Source organism: Dermabacter sp. HSID17554 (assembly GCF_003989295.1).
Lineage (GTDB): Bacteria > Actinomycetota > Actinomycetes > Actinomycetales > Dermabacteraceae > Dermabacter > Dermabacter vaginalis.
The window spans coordinates 374,725-394,121 of the sequence record NZ_RBLW01000002.1 but is presented as its reverse complement, the minus strand read 5'-3'; the positions used below and the strand labels follow the sequence as shown (position 1 = coordinate 394,121).

Annotated in this window: 16 protein-coding genes, 1 tRNA gene and 1 pseudogene; 5 read left to right on the top strand and 13 right to left on the bottom strand. The window is 61.2% G+C overall.

The window, feature by feature from the left end:
• Positions 1-47: 47 nt before the first annotated feature.
• A tRNA-Gly gene (locus D8M36_RS04835) sits at positions 48-121 on the top strand.
• 178 nt (positions 122-299) lie between these two features.
• Here D8M36_RS04835 and D8M36_RS04830 read toward each other — a convergent pair.
• Positions 300-956 (bottom strand): phosphotransferase family protein, encoded by a 657-nt coding sequence (locus tag D8M36_RS04830; protein WP_342342899.1) that lies wholly within the window; start codon positions 954-956, stop codon positions 300-302.
• 382 nt (positions 957-1,338) lie between these two features.
• On the opposite strand from D8M36_RS04830, the gene D8M36_RS04825 reads away from it, so the two are divergent.
• A complete protein-coding gene (locus D8M36_RS04825) occupies positions 1,339-1,623 on the top strand; it encodes a hypothetical protein (protein WP_126847155.1) in 285 nt (94 codons plus the stop codon).
• A 316-nt stretch (positions 1,624-1,939) separates the two neighbouring features.
• Here D8M36_RS04825 and D8M36_RS04820 read toward each other — a convergent pair whose 3' ends face one another.
• The 3 genes from D8M36_RS04820 to D8M36_RS04810 all read right to left on the bottom strand — a co-directional run bounded on the left by D8M36_RS04820 (position 1,940) and on the right by D8M36_RS04810 (position 6,044).
• Positions 1,940-3,952, bottom strand: a complete 2,013-nt coding sequence (locus D8M36_RS04820; RefSeq protein ID WP_126847153.1) for an oxidoreductase — start codon at positions 3,950-3,952, stop codon at positions 1,940-1,942.
• A 180-nt stretch (positions 3,953-4,132) separates the two neighbouring features.
• Positions 4,133-4,888 carry an ABC transporter ATP-binding protein gene (locus tag D8M36_RS04815; protein ID WP_202974870.1) on the bottom strand — a complete coding sequence of 252 codons (756 nt, stop codon included), beginning with the start codon at positions 4,886-4,888 and terminating at the stop codon, positions 4,133-4,135.
• Between the two features lie 61 nt (positions 4,889-4,949).
• Entirely contained in the window at positions 4,950-6,044 is a 1,095-nt protein-coding gene (locus D8M36_RS04810; protein WP_126847151.1) for an ABC transporter permease, read from the bottom strand.
• Between the two features lie 139 nt (positions 6,045-6,183).
• Here D8M36_RS04810 and D8M36_RS04805 point away from each other — a divergent pair, with 139 nt between their 5' ends.
• Complete coding sequence (locus D8M36_RS04805; RefSeq protein ID WP_126847150.1) at positions 6,184-7,446, top strand: sensor histidine kinase; 1,263 nt, start codon at positions 6,184-6,186, stop codon at positions 7,444-7,446.
• Between the two features lie 41 nt (positions 7,447-7,487).
• Positions 7,488-8,111 (top strand): response regulator, encoded by a 624-nt coding sequence (locus D8M36_RS04800; protein WP_126847148.1) that lies wholly within the window; start codon positions 7,488-7,490, stop codon positions 8,109-8,111.
• A gap of 650 nt (positions 8,112-8,761) precedes the next feature.
• On the opposite strand, the gene D8M36_RS04795 is transcribed toward D8M36_RS04800, so the two are convergent.
• The 8 genes and pseudogenes from D8M36_RS04795 to D8M36_RS04765 all read right to left on the bottom strand — a co-directional run bounded on the left by D8M36_RS04795 (position 8,762) and on the right by D8M36_RS04765 (position 16,957).
• Complete coding sequence (locus D8M36_RS04795; RefSeq protein WP_126847146.1) at positions 8,762-9,748, bottom strand: IS481 family transposase; 987 nt, start codon at positions 9,746-9,748, stop codon at positions 8,762-8,764.
• Entirely contained in the window at positions 9,745-10,488 is a 744-nt protein-coding gene (locus D8M36_RS10405; RefSeq protein ID WP_250647502.1) for an MFS transporter, read from the bottom strand. Before D8M36_RS10405 ends, D8M36_RS04795 begins: the two co-directional genes overlap by 4 nt.
• A 133-nt stretch (positions 10,489-10,621) precedes the next feature.
• A pseudogene (locus tag D8M36_RS10400) lies at positions 10,622-10,936 on the bottom strand (MFS transporter); the annotation flags it as partial.
• Between the two features lie 50 nt (positions 10,937-10,986).
• On the bottom strand, positions 10,987-12,639 hold the full coding sequence (locus D8M36_RS04785; protein ID WP_065248372.1) for an ABC-F family ATP-binding cassette domain-containing protein: 1,653 nt from the start codon (positions 12,637-12,639) through the stop codon (positions 10,987-10,989).
• A 426-nt stretch (positions 12,640-13,065) separates the two neighbouring features.
• On the bottom strand, positions 13,066-13,965 hold the full coding sequence (locus tag D8M36_RS04780) for a ribokinase (RefSeq protein WP_065248374.1): 900 nt from the start codon (positions 13,963-13,965) through the stop codon (positions 13,066-13,068).
• Positions 13,966-14,052: 87 nt separating this feature from the next.
• Entirely contained in the window at positions 14,053-15,102 is a 1,050-nt protein-coding gene (locus tag D8M36_RS04775; protein ID WP_065248375.1) for a phosphotriesterase family protein, read from the bottom strand.
• Positions 15,099-16,139: a DMT family transporter gene (locus D8M36_RS04770; protein WP_074298235.1), complete on the bottom strand. Its 1,041-nt coding sequence runs from the start codon at positions 16,137-16,139 to the stop codon at positions 15,099-15,101. The genes D8M36_RS04775 and D8M36_RS04770 overlap by 4 nt, the downstream gene beginning before the upstream one ends.
• Before the next feature lie 29 nt (positions 16,140-16,168).
• A complete protein-coding gene (locus tag D8M36_RS04765; protein ID WP_223845748.1) occupies positions 16,169-16,957 on the bottom strand; it encodes a glutamine amidotransferase in 789 nt (262 codons plus the stop codon).
• A 70-nt stretch (positions 16,958-17,027) separates the two neighbouring features.
• On the opposite strand from D8M36_RS04765, the gene D8M36_RS04760 reads away from it, so the two are divergent.
• Positions 17,028-18,014, top strand: coding sequence for a LacI family DNA-binding transcriptional regulator (locus tag D8M36_RS04760; protein ID WP_065248824.1), 987 nt, complete (start codon positions 17,028-17,030; stop codon positions 18,012-18,014).
• A 1-nt stretch (position 18,015) separates the two neighbouring features.
• Here D8M36_RS04760 and D8M36_RS04755 read toward each other — a convergent pair whose 3' ends face one another.
• Positions 18,016-19,080 (bottom strand): M20 family metallopeptidase, encoded by a 1,065-nt coding sequence (locus tag D8M36_RS04755; RefSeq protein WP_065248378.1) that lies wholly within the window; start codon positions 19,078-19,080, stop codon positions 18,016-18,018.
• Between the last annotated feature and the right edge of the window lie 317 nt (positions 19,081-19,397).

Sequence of the window (19,397 nt, the reverse complement as noted above, 5' to 3'; positions counted from 1 at the left end):
CGGTTTGGAGGTGCGGCGCGCGGCGGCTACACTGGGGAGGCACATTCGCGGATGTAGTTCAATGGTAGAACTTCAGCTTCCCAAGCTGACAGCGCGGGTTCGATTCCCGTCATCCGCTCCACTCAAAGGCCCAGGTCACAGGCTAAAAAGCTCATGACCTGGGCCTTTAGCAATTCCCAAGGAACCGTAGAATTTGCGGCGTGTCGTGGGACTTCGTGGGACTCGAGCGAAAGGCTCATGCACATGACAGCTCAACCCCGCCGTGAGTTTGGTCAGGTAGACCGCTTGCCCAGCGGCCGCTACCGCGCCCGTTTCACCGGCCCTGACGGCCGCCGAATCTCAGCATCACCGGCTAGATCCGCCCGGATTCCGCTAATTCGCCCTCCGACCCAAGGTAGCGACGGAGCAAAACCATCCCTGTCAACTTCGGCCAAATGAGTCGCTATCTCCAACTTCCTTAAACAGAACAGATCCTGCAGGTACTGACCACTCGGTCTAGATCCGTCTACTAGGCGAAAGTAGGTTTCTAAAGCTTCCCTCGCAGCTGTTTGGTAACCAGCCCGGACTAGCGAAGCCGCAAAAGCAACCGCATCGTACAAAGGATCGCCGACGCCGACCGCGCCCCAGTCGATTATCGCCAAGGACCCATTGTCCACCAAAATAAGATTTTCAAAATGCAGATCGCCATGTATAGGGACACATTCTGGCAGGCGACATCCATCAAATCGGGCAGAAAGACGCTCTAAAACAACATTCCAGGCTGCATCCCCGGAAAACACACACTTTGCTCGCTCCAAAACCGCTGACGGAGTATAGGCAATCGGCCTAGCGGCTTTTACAAAAGCGACGCTACGCTGTAAATGTCTCTGCGCCTCAACCAAGGTTCGCATGGCACCTACCGCCCTGGCGGTGTCCCATCGCTCAAGATTCTGGCCAGCTATCCATCTGCTACACATAACGGTTACAGGACTATCGCCAACCACGTCATTCACATATCTGGCGCCGCAGGCAGTTCTCTTCAGCCCTATAAGCCCGCCCCCAGGACCGCCTAACATGGCGTCCATTACCTCGGCAGTAAACTCTCGGTCAGAGCGGGCAATCCGCCCGTTTTGTATCGCAACCCTGACCGTCCACACGTGATCGGCTTCAGTAAGCTTACCGATCCAATCAGATTCGTGCTGCACAAAGCTTAGCTCCGCGCTAGGGCTCAGCTCCCAATGTGTTGACAAAACGTGCCGCACTCCATCTAGAACAACCGACTTACTCGTCACCCCCTGCACCCCCTACAATTTGCCTTAATCTCCTTGAATAGTCCGTCCACTCCGCGACCTCGAAACCATGCGCACAGCCCATGGTGCCGACTTCAAACACGCCTCACTCCTACGCATCACCCAAAAAGAATTCGACACCCTCGAACACCAATTCCTCCAAGAGCGAGGCAGCGAAGACGCCCGCACAGTCCAAGAAGAAGCCCTCGACCTCCCCACCACCGAAGAGGCCCACGAAACCACCATCGAAACAAGTTCACAAGCAACCAAGCTCGAACAGCAGTCGAACACGCCCGTGCGAACCTCGGCGCTGGGATACCATCACATCTACTCAACCCGGAGTAGTGTGAAGTAGCCTACAAGATGCGGTGAATCTCGACCTGTGGTTTTACTGGCGCCTGGAGGGCCGGAGATTATGAGGGCTTGATTTTCCTCGCCTTCTTGGGCAAGTACACCCCTAAAAATGGTGCACAGTAAGACACGCAAGAAAAACCAAAACCACGCTTGACCTGGGCTTTATTGGTCTCCCGTGGTACCTCCCAAGCTGACAGCGCGGGTTCGATTCCCGTCACCCGCTCCACTCTTCCACCGAATTGCATAGACGTTGCGGGGGTTATCCCAGCCATCACGACCGGAATAACCCCCACAAACCCTATGGAATTCAGGAGAGGTCAGAGCTTCGAGGCCACCTCGTAGGCGTCCCAGATCGCATACTGAATGTTCGAGATCTTGCGCGCGTCACCGAGGATGTTCTTCGGCACGTTCACTTCCGTGATCGCCTCCCACATCTCGCTGTCGCGCACGTACCCGATCGCGGACACCACCGAATCGGCTTCGAGCTCGCGTTCCTCACCGTCAACCTTCACGAGCAGCCCCTTCTCGGTCGTGCGAATGGCCGACGCTTCCGTGAGCACCTCGATACCGCGGTATGGCACGAGCTTGTGGAGCATGTCGTGGTTGGCGTGGCACAGGGGGCCATTCTTCGCGAGCAGATCCTTTTCCACCTCGACGATCGTGACCTCACGGCCTTTCTCGACGAGAGAAAGGGCAAGCTCACAGCCCGTGAGACCGCCGCCGATGACGACAACCTTCTTACCCAAGTCATCCTGTGCAAGGAGGGCATCGGTCGCTTCGACGACCTCCCTTGCGTCACCAAGATCAAGCATGCGCGGCTTCGAGCCGGTCGCCACGAGAACGTGATCCCACTCGCCGCTCTTGATCATGTCGGGCGTGACCTCGGTGTTGAGGTGAATCTCGACGCCGAGTGCCTCGAGTTCCTGCTCGTACCACGCAATGAGTGCGAGGTCATCTTCCTTGAAGGAGGGCTGGCCACCCGCGATCACGACGCCGCCGAGTCGGTCGCTCGCCTCGAACAGCACGGGAGTGTGCTCGCGCTCGGCAAGCACGCGAGCCGATTCGAGGCCGGCAAGGCCACCGCCCACGATCATGACCTTCTTCGCACGGTGACGCGGGGTAGGCAGGAGCACCGCATCGCTTTCGCGACCCGCCTCGGGATTGACGGCACAGCGGATCGACAGGTAGCTCGCGATGCGGCCGATGCAGCCTTCCTGGCAGGAGATGCACGGGCGTACCGTCTCGGGCTTTCCGGCTTCGAGCTTGTTCACGATGTCGGGGTCGGCGAGCGTCGGCCTCGCGAGCGAAATCATGTCGCAGTAGCCCTCCGTGATCGCCTTGTGCGCGAGCTCGGGGTTGTCCATGCGGCCGGCCATGATGATCGGGATTTCGGGCGCGGCGTCCTTGAGGCGCTTCACGTCGGGCATGTACATGCCCTTTTCCTGATACATCGGCGGGTGGTTCCAGAACCACGAATCGTACGTGCCCTGATCAACGTCAAGGGTCTCGTAGCCGTAGGAGTGCAGGAGCTTCGCCGCTTCCACACCTTCCTCGAAGTCACGGCCCTTTTCCTCAAATTCTTCGCCCGGCAGTGCACCATCGTTGAAGTCCTTGACCATCGAGCGCACCGAGTAGCGCAGCTGCACCGGGAAGTCGTCGCCCGCAACGTGGTGGATGGTTTCGACGATTTCACGGGCGAAACGCAATCGGTTTTCGAGCGAGCCGCCGTACTCGTCGGTGCGGCGGTTGTAGAACTCGATCGCGAACTGGTCGAGGAGGTAGCCCTCGTGAACGGCGTGGACCTGGATGCCGTCGTAGCCGGCCTGCTTCGCGATTTGCGCGGTGATCGCGAATTGCTTGACGATCTGCTTGATTTCGTCCTTGCTCATTTCGCGGCACGTCACGCTCGGATCCCACATGTAGGGGATCTGGCTCGGCGCTGCGGGGAGCTCGCCCGGCGCGACGGCGGCGGGAACGATCACGCGGCCGAAGCCCGCACCAGCCTGGAGCACAATCTTCGAGTCGTAGGCGTGCACGCGCTCCACGAGCTCGCGCGAGGTCGAAAGGAATGACCCCGGATTAAGGCTGGGGTTTGGCATGAGCCCGGACGGCGTATGTTCGGCGGGGTTCACCACCTGGCACACGCCGGTAATGATCAGGCCAATGCCGCCCTTCGCGCGGGCCGCATAATATTCGATGCCGCGCTGGTTCCAGCCGCCGGTGGCGGTGCCGAAACCGAGCGGGCCCATCGGTCCCATCGCGTAGCGGTTCTTGACCGGGATCGATCCGATCACGGTTGGGGAGAAAAGTTCGGGGTATTCCTGGCTCATGACTGCTCCTCACGGACTGCGGTGGTCACTTCGTCGTTCACGTCAATGATTCGCGTCGGGCGAGGGCGTTCTCGCCCGGCGTGCCTACCCCAAACGTTACCCCCGTCACATCACTGAAGGCCGCCCTTTCGTCCTTTTTCGGGGCGATTTCGGGCGGCCTTCGGGGATGCGGCTTGGCGCTCAGGCGCGAGCAAAAACCTTCTCGCGCGGGTGGGCGTGAGAACCGGTTCCGACGATTGCCTCGCCCCGCGCCCTCTCGGCGGTAAGAACGCCGTCAACCATGCGGTACACGGAATCGAACTCGTCGAGCTGCTCTTGCGCGTGGGTCACAACGACGGTCGCGAGGTCGCGCGTGCGGGTTGTCTCCCCGAGCAGTTCGATGATCGCTTTGGAGCGCTCCTGGTCGAGGGCGCTCGTGGGCTCGTCCACGAGGAGCACCTCGGGCTGGTGGAGGATCGCGCGGGCAATGTTGACCCTCTGGCGCTGACCACCCGAGAGCGCCCCCGGGCGGTGATGCGCGCGATCGAGCATCCCCACGGCGTCGAGAGCCGACTCGATTCGTTCCTGGCGCTCCTTCTTCGAGACCCGCTTCAAGGTACCCGCGCCGAGACGTGCCACAATCTCGAGCTGCTCGGCGACGGTGAGCGACGGGATGAGGTTCGGCGACTGGAACACGATACCCACGTGGTCGCGGCGCACTTCGGTTTTCTTCTTCTGGTTGAGCGACGTCGTCTCGATACCCGCAATCTTCACGCTTCCCGAATCGGGGCTCGTGAGCGTCGCCGCAACGGTCAGAAGGCTAGATTTGCCTGACCCGGAGGGCCCGGTCACGGCGGCGAATTCGCCCGGGTTCACCGTGAGGTTCGCGTGGTTGACCGCGGTGACGGTTGAGCCGCCGTCGGGGTAGGTGAGGGTGATGTCGGTGAGGTTCAGCATGGCTTTCGTCCTTTTCATCGAGGTTCGTGTGAGAGTGCGGGGCGCGGCAGGGCCGTGCGGGTTAGGCCGCCGACGCTTGCAGGGCCTTCGTCGGATCCACCTTCGTGATCGTGCGGACCGACACGAGCGAGCCCACGAGCCCCGCGAGAAGCATGAGGATCGGAACGCCCACGAGCGTGAGCGCGTTCATGACGAACGGCATCGCGTTCGCGGCGAGGACGCCGAGGCCAGCGGTAAGCCCGACGCCGATGAGCAAGCCGATGCCGAGCACAATGAGGGCCTGCCACAGCGAGTCGCCGGCAAGCCAGCTCGTGCGCGCGCCGATCGCCTTGAGAACTGCGATATCACGCTGGCGCTGCATCGACCACACGAGGAAGAACACGCCGATCACGAGCGTCGAGATCAGAACGAGGAGAGCGATCATCATCGCGAGCGAGCCGATCTCCGAGCGGAATGAGCCGATCGCGAGAAGCGACGGGAGAAGCGACTTCGTGGTCGTGGACTGGTCGCGATCGAGTGCCGTGATGTCGTCATCGGTGAGGGCCGAGGAGGCGTCGGCCCCTTCCGCGCCCACGAGGATGGCCGTGGCATAACCGCCGGGCTGATGCGTGCGCTCGAGGAAATCGTGCCACGTGTCGAGGCTCGCGAACGCGACTGGGCGGTGTGAATGGAACTCATCTTTGATCACGCGGTCCACCGCGAGGGTCTCCCCCGCAACATCAACGGTGTCGCCCGCTTGCACTCCGAGCGATTCGGCCGTTGTTTCGCCGAGCACGAGTTTGCCGGCTTCGGGGATCCGTTCGTCAGAACCACTGGGCTCGGCCATGAGTACGACCGACTCGGTCTTTTCCCCCGTGTCGAGCAGGGCGCTCGAGATACCGAGCGGGGTTACCGCGTTATCACCGGCCTTCGCGGCCCACGCATCGAACTGTTCCTTGGTGATTTCCGAGTTCGAGAACTCTTCCTGCTCACCCTCGTCGACCGAAAGAACAACCTTGTCAGGATTGAGCGAGAGCATCGCGGAAATGTTCTGCATGGCGAGGCCACCGGTGAGGCCGGCGAGGAACGTCACGAGGAACGTCATGAGGGAGACGACGGCAACGATGAGACCGAAGCGGCCTTTCGCGAAGCGCAAGTCTCGAATGGCAAGAAACATGAGGTGAACTCCTTACGGCGTTTGATGATGTTTCTACTGTGCCGATCCGGCCCTCCCCTCCGGTACCTCCCGCCGGTACCCTCTTCGTTCATCCTTTTGGAGGAACAGCTCTTTGGGCGCGGGAATTAGGATCGAAGACATGCCCACTTCTGCCCGCACTCCATACGTCGCGGGGGCCGCCGCACTCGCGTGCGTGCTCCTCGGGATCCCCGTTCTCGAAAGTGCCGTCAGCGCTGCGCCGCACACGACGAGCGTCGTGATTTTCAGCCTCGTCTCTTTGTTCGTCATGCTCGCGGGCGGCGTGTGGCTCATGCGCGTGGGAGATATTCGTGCGGAGCCGGCAACTGTTTTCTCGTGGCGCCCTCTCGTGTACATCGCGATGCTCGCCTCGGCGTGGGCAATGGTCATCGCGGAAACACCGCATGCGACCTATTTCCTTTTCGCCCTCATCGGGATTGCGCAGTGGCTTCTGCCCGAACGCACCGGCGCTCTCGTGACGCTCGGCCTCACCGTTTTCACGATCGCAGGTCAGGTTTTTCACCACGGCGCCTCCACGGGCACAATCGTGGGGCCGCTCCTCATTGCCGTGCTCATGCTCGCCTTCATGCACATGTACCGCGCGATGAGGTTCGAGGCCCTCCAGAAGAACGCCGTGATAGCCGAACTCCGCAACGCGCAGGGCCAACTCGTCGAATCCGAACGCGAGAAAGCCCGCATCACCGAGCGCGAACGTCTTGGGCGCGACCTCCACGACACGACGGCGCAGTCGCTCTCAAGCGTGATCTTGCGGCTCGGTCTCGCGGAGGAGGCACTCGACTCGGGTGAGAGCGCGGGCGCGCTCGAGCACGTGCGGTCCGCTTCCGACGCCACCTCGGAAGCCTTGAGCGAACTTCGAAGCGCGATCACCCACCTCACGCCGAAGGGATCGGGCCCCACTCGCCTCGAGGCTGCCTTGGTACGCGTCGCTGAAACTGCACGCTCGAGGGCAGTGTCCAACCGTCGCGGCACCACGCCGGTGATCGAGTGTCGCGTCGCGCCGGACCTGCCTGAGCTCAATATGACGACCGCGACGAGCCTCGTGCGCATCGTGCAGTCCTCCCTCGCGAACGCCCTCGACCATGCTCACGCCTCGCGGATCGAGGTTCGGGCTTGTGCCGAGGGTGGTGAGGTGCATATCGACATCGAAGATGATGGCCGGGGCTTCGATGTTGATGAGGCGCTGCTCGGCCCGCGCGGCGATAGTGGCGGATACGGGCTGGGGTTCGTCGTGCAACGCTCGCGTGAACTCGGCGGGAATGCCGCGATCATCGCGGCTCCCGGGGACGGCGCGCTCATAAGCGTGACGATCCCCGTGTCCCAGGCACCGTCGGACCCTCCAGCTTCGCCCGTTTCCCCTCACTGACCTGCCCCACTCCACCCCGCTACCGCATAAGGAGCGCACCCATGATTTCTATCCTGATCGCCGACGACCACCCCGTGGTGCGCGCGGGGCTGCGCGCCGTGTTCGAAAGCCACGAGGACTTCACGGTCGTCGCGGAGGCACCGAGTGCAGAAGAAGCAGTCGAAAGGGCGCACGAAGGCGACGTTGACCTCGTGACCATGGACTTGCGCTTTGCCGACGGCGGCATGAGCGGGGTGCAGGCGATTCGCGCGATTCGCTCCCGTGAGGATCTCCCGCGCATCCTCGTGCTCACCAATTACGACGACGATTCCGAGATTCTCGCCGCCGTCGAGGCCGGCGCCCAGGGGTACCTCTTGAAAGATTCCGCGCCCGCCGAGCTCACGAGTGCGGTGCAGCGTGCAGCAAGCGGCGAGGTGGTGCTCGCACCCATCGTTGCGGGCAAGCTCCTGCGCGAGATGCGCAAGGACCGCATCACCCTCACGGGGCGCGAGCGGGACGTGCTCAATGCACTCGATCGCGGTTTGAGCAATCGCGAGATCAGCGAGGAGCTGTTCCTCTCCCCCACCACCATCAAGACCCACCTCGCGCGGCTCTACGGAAAGCTCGGGGTATCGAGCCGGACGGCGGCTCTCGCGCGGGCGCGCGAAGAGGGGCTGCTCGACTAACCTCGCGGATTTGTCAGTATCCATACGTGCACGCCCCACGGTCGTGTACAGTTCCTAGCCGCTGACACGCGACAGCACCAATGACACCGGCACCACAACCGGACACGAGCCCTCACCGCAGCCCCTTTCCGCCAAAGATCGGACCGAACGGCCCCAACCCTTCCGGAGCCTGGGACGACGTCGTGAGAGCACACCGAAGCAAGTTCATTAGCGACGAACAGTACAAAAAACTCCAACGTAATCGATTGCTTAACTGCTGCTGGAGTTTCCGTTGTAGCAGCCACTGCTACTGTAGGAATCTGCGCACCGTTATGCGCCGTAACGGTTGGGACTGGATGCATCGCTTGCGCAGCTGGGATCACAACTCTCGGTGGAGCCTACGTTGGAAAGTGCTTTGCCTAGTTGGAGCGACAGGAGCCTAGATGAAAGCCTCGCAGATCGGAATCATTGCCGGTTGCCTGATCGCGGCCACAGCCATAATTCTTAGCCAAACCGTCCTAAAGGATGCAGCGATCGTTCTCTGGGTCGTGGCAATTTGCGCCTTGGTCCTTGGCTCGGCAATTGCGTCCGCAATCGCTCGACTATGGGCGTCGTTTCTAGCTTCGCGTGCTCCTAAGGGCCACTGACTTCAGCCGCAATCAACTAGTGCACTAGCTGTACTGCTCGGGGACGTTGATCAATCGTGAGAACGGCGGCTGGTTGTCGCAGGCCGTGTGCGGGCGGTGCTGGTTGTACTGGTGCAGCCAATCCGGCAGGGCGTCGCGTCGTTCTTGCTCGCTGGTGTAGCAGCGGGCGTAGGCCCACCCGTCGGCCATGGTCCGGTGGAAGCGCTCTACCTTGCCGCTGGTCTGCGGCCGGTACGGACGCGTCCGCATCGGGGGGATCGAGAGGGCCTCGCAGGTGTCCCGCCACAGGTGCGAGCGATAGGCGCCACCGTTGTCGGACAGCACCCGCTCTACGGAGACGCCGCGATCGGCAAACCACGCCACAGCCCGATGCAGGCCCCCGACCGCGGTGACGGCGGTCTCGTCGTCGTGGACCTCGGTGTACGCGACGCGGGAGTGGTCGTCAATGACGGTGTGCACGAACGCGTACCCGAGCCTGGGGTTGTGCCACTTGCTCTTCGGCTTACCCGGTGTCGCCGTTCGGTTGTGGTCGCCTTGGCGGCGGCCGACGTAGCGCCAGCCGCCACCGTCGGGGATGTTCCCGAGCTTCTTCACGTCCACGTGGACCAGGGAGCCGGGGTGGGGGTGTTCGTACCGGCGGATCGGTTCGCCAGTCTCGCAGTCCATGTAGGAGAGCCGGTTCAGTCGGGCACCGGCCAAGATGCGGTGGACGGTCGAGGGCGCGATGCCGAGTCGGGCGGCGAGCTGCACGGGGCCCTCACGCAGCCGTATCCGCAGGCTGACGCACCGCTTCGTCGTCGCCTTGTCCGTCTTGTTCGGTGAGGTCTTCGGCCGGGACGAGCGATCCTGCATCGACTCGCCGGCGCGATAGCGGTCGACCCACCTCTTCACGGTCGGCCAGGAGACCTGGAAGCGGGCGGCGACTTCGCTGATGGGCCAACCGTCGTCGACGACGAGCTGGGCCACCTTGAGCCGGTGGCGAGGTGTCAGGGTGGCGTTGGCGTGCATCACTCCTCACCTGCTGCGACGGGCGTCGTCCGCGGCGTTCGGAGTTGCCCCAGGACTGCAAGGAGGATCGTCGTGGCGAGCGGCACGAGTCCGGCGGCGATGAACAAGCTGGCAGCGGCGATGTGTCGGCTGAGGAGTCCGGTGAGTGCGATGGACAGTGGCATGAAGGCGATGGAGATGAAGAAGTCGAGGCTGGCGACTCGGCCGAGCATCTCCAGCGGTACGTGTTCCTGCAGGACCGTGCCCCAGATGATCATCCCGACTCCGATCGACGCACCGTAGACCGCCAGTCCGGCGCTGATGATCCACGGATTGTTGGTGAGTGCGGGGATGGCCAGTGGAAGGCAGCCGAGTGCCCATGCGCCGACCATTACGGGCAGGAAGTGTGAGGGGGTGGGCCATGAGCCGGCGACGAGGGAACCCACCAGGCCGCCGACGCCCAGAACTCCGAGGACGACTCCGTACACAGCCGGACCGTTGTCATGGGTCGAGCGTATGACCGCGGGCAGGAGAACTTCCAGCGGACCGGTCACGGCCAGGCCCATGGCGGCCGCCAACAGCACGCTGGAGCGAACCCAGCGCGTGCGGGCGACGTAGCCGAACCCGTCGAGCAGGTCCCGCAGCGCAGAGGTGGCCGGAGCTTTGGCGTCGGTCTCGGCTGAGCAAGGGGCAGGAAGCCGCAGGGCGGCGATCAGGGCGAGTCCGAGCGCGCCGGCGATGAGGTACCCGCCCGCGGCGGGCACGCTCGCGCCGATGACGGCACCGACGACGCCGGGGGGCGAGGGTCTGTCCTACCAGCGGCCGGGTGGTCTCTTCGAGCCCGTTGACGGCCATCAGGTCGTCGCTTCCCACGAGGACGGGCACGAGCGCGGTGTAGGCCGGGAAGAAGAAGGCGGTCGAGACGCCGATGACGAACGCGGACACTGCCAGCATCCAGAAAGTGGCCGCGTCGAAGATGGCGGCGGTGGAGGTCGTCGTCGAGGCGGCGAGGTTGACAGTGAGGACGCCGACGATGACGGACTTCTTGGCGACGCGGTCCGCAAGTACCCCGGCGGGCAAGGATCCTGCGAGCAGGCCGATGCCGCTCCACGCCACGACACCCGACAAGGTGGCCGCCGTGGCGCCCAGGTCGAGGGTCTGCATGGCTAAGTAGAGGGCCCAGGCGCCCTGGGCGAAGACGGTGAGCACCATCGCTGCATACAGCGGTCGGTAGCCGGGGACGGACAAGGGGCGAAGGGGGTTCATGGCAGGTCCTTTGGGGCAAGGCTGAGGTGGGGCCAGTCGGTGAGGTCGTCGAGCATCTGCCGGTCGTGCGTGGCGACGATCGTGGCGCAGGAGGTCCGCAGGAGCTCGGTGGTGATGTCGTCGACGAGGCTCGATGACAGATGGTTGGTGGGCTCGTCCAGGAGCAACAGGTCCGGGTCCACCGCCAGGCACATGGCCAGATGGAGGCGGCGTTGTTGCCCTTGCGACAGGTGCCCCACGGGTGTGCGGGTTGCCGCGGGCTCAAGCAGCCCGAGTGAGCCGAGGGAGGGTGCCTGTGATCGGCGGCCCTGCGTGGCCAGGTACGTCTCGTAGACCACGTGTGCGGGGAGGGCGTCGTCCCAGTCAGGGACCTCTTGAGACAACAGGGCGACGCGCGCCCTCGGGTTCACCCGCAGCTGGCCTGTACTCGGGGCCAGTCGCCGACCGAGAAGCCCCAACAGTGTGGACTTCCCGGCACCGTTCGGCCCGGTGACCACCAACCGGTCTCCACCGCTGATGTCCACCGAGACCGGGGTGGCCAACTGGTCAGTCACGGTGAGCATGGAGGCGTTGACGATGTTCTGACCGGTCCGCGCTGACGATGTGGGCCATGCCAACCGCAGCGGTGGTTCTGGCACGTCGATCTGATGACGCTCCAGGTCCACGATGCGGCGGTTGAAAGCCTGTACCACCCCGGCAGCGCGCGTGGCCCGTTGGTGCTTGCCCGTTCCCTTGTCGGGTCGCCAACCGCCTTGCGACAGGCGGGAGCGTGCGTCGGCGGCGGCGCGGGTCAGTTCCTGATGCCGGGCGACCTGGGCGGCATGGTCTTGCTCCCAGGCGGCCCGTTCTCGTTGCCGCCCTTCGATCCAGCCCTCGTAACCGCCCGCGTAGGTGCGCGGAAGGCCATCGCGGGTCGGGTCGAGGTCCAGGAAGCTGGTCGCCACGTCGCGCAGCAGGGCGCGGTCGTGGCTGACTAAGGCCAGGCCACCGGGGTGGTCCTGCAGGCGCTCAGTCAGGAAGGACAGCCCTGCAGCGTCCAGGTGGTTGGTGGGCTCGTCCAGCAGCAACAGGTCAGGGGTCGATCCGAGGGCGACCGCCAGCCGTACCCGGTACCGCTGGCCGACCGACAAGGTCGACAGGACCCGATCGCGGTCGCTACAGGCGTTCAGGCCCGCCAGGGCGATGTCAACACGGCGGTCTGCATCCCAGGCGTCCAGCCGCGTCGCCGCCTCGAGTGCGGCGGAATAGGCGTCGGCCGCGTCATCGCCCGCGGCCAGCGCCGCGGTAGCCACGTCGAGGGCCTGCAGAGCGGCCCTGGATGGGGCGGTCGCCTCGGCAATGAGGTCACCGACCGTGCGATCGCCCTCGGTGGCCATGTCCTGCTTGACCAGGACGAGGGAACCCACCCGGGTCACCACTCCCGAGTCGGGTTTCAAGATCCCCGCCAGTATATGGAGCAAGGTGGTCTTGCCCCGGCCGTTGTCGCCGACGATCGCCAGTCGCGACCCGGTGGAGACGGTGACGTCAGTCCCACTCAGCAGCGGCCTGTCGCCGAGTGTCAGGTGGAGTGATTCAGCGCGGATGTGTGCAGCGGGCCCTTGGGGTGTCCCGATCCAGGCACATGATCGTAAAGGTTCTGTGGTTGGCATTGCGTACTTTCAGCTCGTCATGGAGCCGGGCACCACGAAGCGGCCGCCCGGCAGATGGCCAGGACGGCAGACGAGAGGTCATAAGGGGTCCCGCCGCCGTCAGCGGACGGAACGCAGCTTCATCGAGGCGATGCCTGAGTACATGCTGCCGAGGATACAGAGCCCGGGCGATGCCACGCAAGTCAACTAACGTCCCCGGTCAGTACAACTAGCTCACAAGTGTCCCGCGTGAAGTAGTTGGCAGGATTTCAGGCTTAAGAAAGTTAGGGTCGCGGGGTCGGCCAAGCCGCGGTGGACCTCAGATAGCCGGTTTCAGGCCAGCGCTCGGTGTGAGCGGAAGGTGTTGAACTTGGCCCGGTAGGCATCGTCCTCGAGGATTAGGCGATGAATACTCCCTTAGGCAACGTATAAGACGTCAGACGTCGACTATGCCAGCGGAGTGATCACGCTGTAGCTGGCCGCGGCGCCTTCGTTCTCCACGGCTGCTGATCCAGCCTTCAGTCCCTCTGCGACTGCATCTGGGAACGAGTATCCCTTCGCGAGGGCTGCGCTGAGTACCCCCACCGTGGCATCTCCTGCACCTGTGGTGTCTACAACCCGCGAGGGTTTCGTGGCAGGAAAATGCCCGTTACTGGTGCCGTCGGCCCACACGCCGCCCTTCTCACCCAGTGTAATAAGTACGGCCGTGGGGCCCAGCGCTCGCAGGTGTTCAGCAGCCTCAAGTGCTGCTTCGATCCCCTCGGGGACCTTGACATCGAGGGCGATCCCAGCTTCGGTCTCATTAACTACAAGTACTGTCACAGCGGTGAGATCGATATCGCTTAGCGATATCGCCGGGGCGGGATTCCACACCACTCGTGCGTTCACCTTTGCGGCAATCTTGATACTACGGATATTTACCTCGAGCGGAAGCTCCCCTTGTAGTACCACAACATCAGAGGAGTCAAGATCAGTAATGGCGTCAAGTGCGCCGGACGCCACCTGCCCGTTTGCCCCGGGGTCAAGTACGATCGTATTCTCGCCGTTTGCAGCCACTGTGATGAAAGCACTCCCGCTTGCGGTATCGATAGTGGCGAGATGCTCCATATTTACATCGTGCATGGCGAGCTCATCGCGAAGCGAATCGCCGGTGCTATCGGCTCCGACGGCACCTACGAACACGGTCTCAACCCCCGCATGGGCAGCCGCTGCCGCTTGATTCGCACCCTTCCCGCCAAGTCTGTACGAGAGCCCATTGCCGGTGAGAGTTTCCCCGGGCAGAGGATGGCGCTCGACCTTGACAGTGACATCTTGGTTGACTGAACCTACGACGATAACGCGATTCATGGGATCTCCTTGGATAGCTAAATGGGAGACGGCTGGCTGCGGCTCGAAATTGCAGCCAGCCGTCAACATATGAGGCGGATAACTCCGTTAGCGAATAGCATCCCCTAAGTACCGCTGTGGGTTCGTTGTGATCAGTCCATCAACAACTGACCCATCGATCCCATGGGCAATCAGCAACTCCCGAAATACAGATGGAACCACAGTAAAGCCGTTACCGCCTTTGGATGCCCACATCTGCTTCAGAAACAGGTCATGACTAAGCAGAATCTGGTCACCAAAACCCTCATTGATGAGATTTGCAACTGTCCTTGCCGTTTGGGAGATGGTTGGTGAGATACCTTCTCCGGGGAAAGTAATGTCGAGGCCGATCATGTCGAACTCAAGCCATACGCCTCGCTTAAGTAGTCGCATCTGGTAATCCAGATCCTCACCTGAGGGGTCCGAATGCGCGAGCGACACTTTACGGGGATCAACATGGCATTCATCGAGAACGATGTCGAGAACCTCGTCGCCGCGACGTTGCCAACCAGGCATATGAATATTGAGCGCTACGCCCCCAAATTCAGCCTGGGCTAGCCCGGCACCTTTTAGTGCCGCGCGTTCACCGTCAGTAAAGGCGGGCGACACCCCAATCTCACCAATTAGGCCCGGAAACACGCCTTCAACACCATTGGTGAGTTCCTCCAAGAAGCGATCGCGAATCTCTTCAACACTGGGGCCGGCGATATCCGCTCTTTCAAATTTTTCAAGATAAGTACCGGTCGCCATAATGACGTGCAAGCCAGTGCGCTCGGCTGCCTCCTTGAGGCGAGCGGGATTACGACCAATCTTTGCTGAGCCTGTTGCGTCAACGATCGTCTTCCCACCGAGCGCCTGAAAGATCTCCGCTTCGCGAACAATATCATCAACTGGCTTTGCTGCGACATTATCGGCGCAGCAATATGGGTCTTGCTTGAGGGCCCACTGCCAGCTTGGCGTTACCTCTTGACGGATTATCTTCGTGCTGAACTCGTATGTGGGCTCAGCAAGCACCGACGACAAGTCGTTGAATAGGTGCTCATGAGGCAGGGTGATGCCTAGCTCATCAGCGTGAACTTTTCCCAGAACAGTTTGTACATGACCAAACTCTGAACTCATGCCAGCGCCTTTCCGTCCAGTGAGCTGTTGATGTCAGCAGATGAATCATCGTCACGAATTCGGCGGGAGGGAATGAGCGCAACACCCGAGGCCACCAGAGCCACAGCAGCACCAATGAGCGTCATCGTGTGGACCGTCCCCATTCCGGGGAGCAAGCTGTCGATGAGGATTGAGCCAATGAGCTGTCCGGCGGTTGAGCACAGCGCCAGTACGAGAAGCCCGAGCTTGCGCACAAGAAGCGCCATCAGAGCGATGGATGCCAGACCAAGCGGTCCACCCAGGTACATCCACCATGCGCTAGGGGCGACGAACTCGCCGCTTCCCATGGCAACGCGAATAAGGAATGCAAGAGTAAGCGCCGTGAAGCCGATGACGAAGTTCCATGTAATGGAAACGAGCATCGAATCAGCAAGACGAGCGATATTGGAGTTACCTGCAGGCTGCCAGCCGGCAAGAAGGCCACCCGCGAACGGGAGAATCGCAAGCGCGATCATGTGAGGCACCTCGAAGTTGGGGGAGACAACGAGGAGAGTGGCGACGATTGCGAGCACGGCTCCAAGAATTCTAAAGAAGCTCAAGGCCTGCTTGAATTCGACGCCAATGCCAAGACGGTCGCACATCACACCGGAAATGACCATGCCGGAAATGAGTGACGTCTGGAATGTTGCAACTCCCAGTGCTCCGACACTTATCCCCTCGGAAAGCACGATGACCGCACCACAGAGACCTGCAAAGAAGTTAGGCCACGGCAGCTCTCGGCGGACCAACTGCCCAGGTAGGGCAAAGAACGCTCGGCGCAGTTTCGGGACAGGCAACACAATGAGGAACATCAGTATGAGACCACCGCCGAATGAGATGATCGCGGCGAGGTGCCCATCGCCAACATCAGTACCGAGGCGCCCATTGACTGCCGACTGAACTGGCCCAAGCATTCCAGCTAGAACGGTGAGGAATGCGAAGAGTCCGGCAGCCGCCGTGGTTCGAGCTGGCGGACGGGTATGTAGAGATGTATCCGGGGATAGGGTAGAAGAAGGCATCGTTGACAACTCCTTTGTGAAATATGGGATTAATTGTGGGCAAGCCATTCAATGGCTTGAGAGAAGAGGCGACCGTATCCAACCCAGTTCATGAACGGTTCGGGTGCCCAGTGTGGCGAAATGTCGGAGGCGAAGGCTAGCGTTCGCCCCTTTCCTACCTCGCGTACGGCGAGAAGCGGATCTCCTTCAACGGTGGCTAGCACCTTAGCGTCGTCCTTTGCCGCGAGCTTTTGATAGCCAAGCAGGATCGGCCATTCCGCATCGAGCCCATCGGTGACAGGATGGCCTTCAGCAGCCTGTTCAAGTTGACCTGAAACACCCTGAGGGGTTTCGATCCGGTCATCCCAGCGGGAAATGTTGACGGGGAGTACATCTTCGACAGCCGTTCCCGCGTAATTTGCCATCCCCTGGAAGCCCTGGAACGACAGGTAGCCACCAGCCATCATGAGGCCTCCGCCTTTGTTAACCCATTCGCGAAGGAGATGAAGCCTGTTTGGGCTGGGCAGGCCCTGTTCAAAGACTTCGGGTGGAAGAAGCATGGTATTCGAGCCGATGTCTGAGAGCAGAACAACGTCAAATTCATTGAGTTCTTCGATGGTGCGGGGGAAAAACTCGGCCACGTCGTGAGATCGCATATGCGTGACGTCGTGCCCGTACTCTTTGAGGACTTCGAGCAATTTGGCGCAACCAATATGCACCTGAGTGTGCGGAAACGCGTCGTATCCCTTGTGGTCGACCACTGCGCTGATCCACGATTCTCCAGCAAGTAGAACCTTCGCCATTTCATCTCCCTTGACTTGTTGCGCAACATCGCGCAATACTTGGTGTGTTCGATATTACAGTCACCTTCGGTTGGGTGCAAGGAGTTTGGAGGAATTCATCGTGTCGATGAGGGCTGTCGCGCGCGAGGCAGGCGTTTCAGCATCAACAGTGTCGCGCTACCTGCGTGGCGAGCTGCGTCTCAACTCCGAAACAGAGCGCCGCGTCGAAGCGGCACTCAAGACCACGGGGCACGTGCGACACCGCAATAAGCTGCGTTCCGTAGCCCTCGTTCTTCCCGAACTCTCAAACCCCTACTTTTCGCACCTCGCACAGGTTTTTGTGGAGGCTGCCCAGTCGCGCTCACTTCGAACACAAATCGCCGTTTCAAACGGTTCACGCGAGCGCGAGCAAGAAATTCTGGACTGGGTACTTGCTTCGCCCGATGTTGACTCTGCCGTGTACGTTTCGATGTCTGGAGATCAGAAGGTGTTAGGGGGTGTTCCAGCCCACTTCCCCCTCGTCCTTCTCGATGAAAGCCTCGAAGTAGCCGAGCGTCTCCAGGCTTCATATGTAGGAGCAGATCACTACGGGGGCGCCTACCAAGCAACCCAGTACCTCGTAAGTGCAGGCCACAGTCGGATTGCACATCTTGCAGGCCCACAAAACTTACGCTCGGCGCGCGAACGCCTAAGCGGCTATAGTGAAGCGCTTCAAGACCGAGGGATTGAATTTGACGAACAGCTAGTTCTGTCGGGGCCTTATTCTGAGGCGTTTGGGGCGGCTAGCTTGCCGCGCCTCATGCGGATAAAAAATCGACCAACCGCAGTGTTTACCGCAAGCGACATCGCAGCCATTGGACTAATCTCGGCCGGTCAACACAGTGGAGTTCGGATCCCAGAAGATTTGTCTCTTATCGGCTTTGACGGCATCCCCACGGGCGCTTGGACATCTCCACGGCTCGCCACCGTTGTACAGCCGTATAGCGAGCTCGCGCATATGGCCCTAGATCAGATTGAACGCCAGTGGCGAGGGGAGGACACCCAGCCCTTCAACCTACCAATGACCGTAGCTTGGGGCGAGTCTGTCATGCCACTCCAGAGCGGTGTTGTATGAGCTAGACGAGGACTTCGCTAAAGAGATCGACGGCGTGTTCCAGCTGATCAAGCTCAATCGATTCGTCCACCGAATGCATCTGATGGGGCTCTCCCGGCCCCCAGACAACAATGGGGATCCCGGGGAGAGCCGTAGTAAGTACGGAACCATCAGTGAAATAGGGAACCGGCTCCGCGACGCTCTGGGCCGGTAGTGCCGTTACGAACTCATTGTCCTGGGGAGTCGTCAGAGGTGCGAGGTCCAAATCTACGCCCACATCGATTAAATCTGGAAGACCACTAAGGCGTTCCATAGGAGCGTGTTGCGTGACGGTTCGAAAATCGATCGTTGCCGCGGCCCAATCAGGAACGATATTGGTGGCGTTACCACCGCGAATTGTTCCGATATTTAGTGACTCGGTACCGAGTCTGCGATCCATCTCGAGGGGCTGACTACTTTTCCACCGGATAAGAGCTTCAGTAAGTGTTTCGATTGCATTAGAGCCAAGATGCGGAGTTGAACCGTGAGCTGCTTTTCCGGCGGCGTTGAAGGTGTACCAAGTTGCACCCCTATGGCAGCTATGAACGTCAAGATTAGTCGCTTCGGGGATAACGATCCCCTTGACGGGAAATTTCTTCACGGCCTCGACGGCGTTGGCGGCACCACGTGACCCGATCTCCTCGTCTGCGGTAAGTAGAAGATGCGCGGGGGTTCCACGTTTGGTAGCAGCCACCAGTGCGAATACTGCTGCAGCGAGTCCGCCCTTCATGTCAACGCTACCGCGACCAAGCAGCCGGTCACCGTCGATAGCTCCACCCAATGGGTCGGTGGTCCATAAGTCCGGGGATGTAATCGGGACGGTATCGGTATGGCAAGCAAAGACAACCGCAGGCTCGCTCTTCTTTAATGCTGCTGGAGTAGATAGCAGCGTCCAAGGGCGACTCCCTCTGTACCGGTCGACGACGACGGCGCTATCTTGGGCGCTCACGAAATTAATCACCGCGTCTTGCACACGGTTCATGCCGCAGTCATCCCCGGAGACACTAGAAATTTTGACAAGCGCGGAAGCAAGATCGACGACACTCATGAGACTCCAACTCCAAAAGTCGAAAAAGCCAAGCGAGATTGCCCGGAATCCTAGACTAGACCTACTTTCTGCAGCTACTGAGAACAAGACGGGAGAGCTGTGAACCTTGTTTGGCCTCTGCACTTAAGTGCCGTGAGGCACCGCGTCCGTCGGCGTCGATGAGGGATCGCTAAAGATAGGCGCAGCGAGCTCGAGCTCAGTCACGCCAAATGTCTCGGATAATAGCTCGTCAGTACCAGGAATCCCATACACCTGAAGACCAGGAGCATGACAAGGCTCGAATCGATGCTGTTGAAGGGAAACCGCCGCAGCGATTC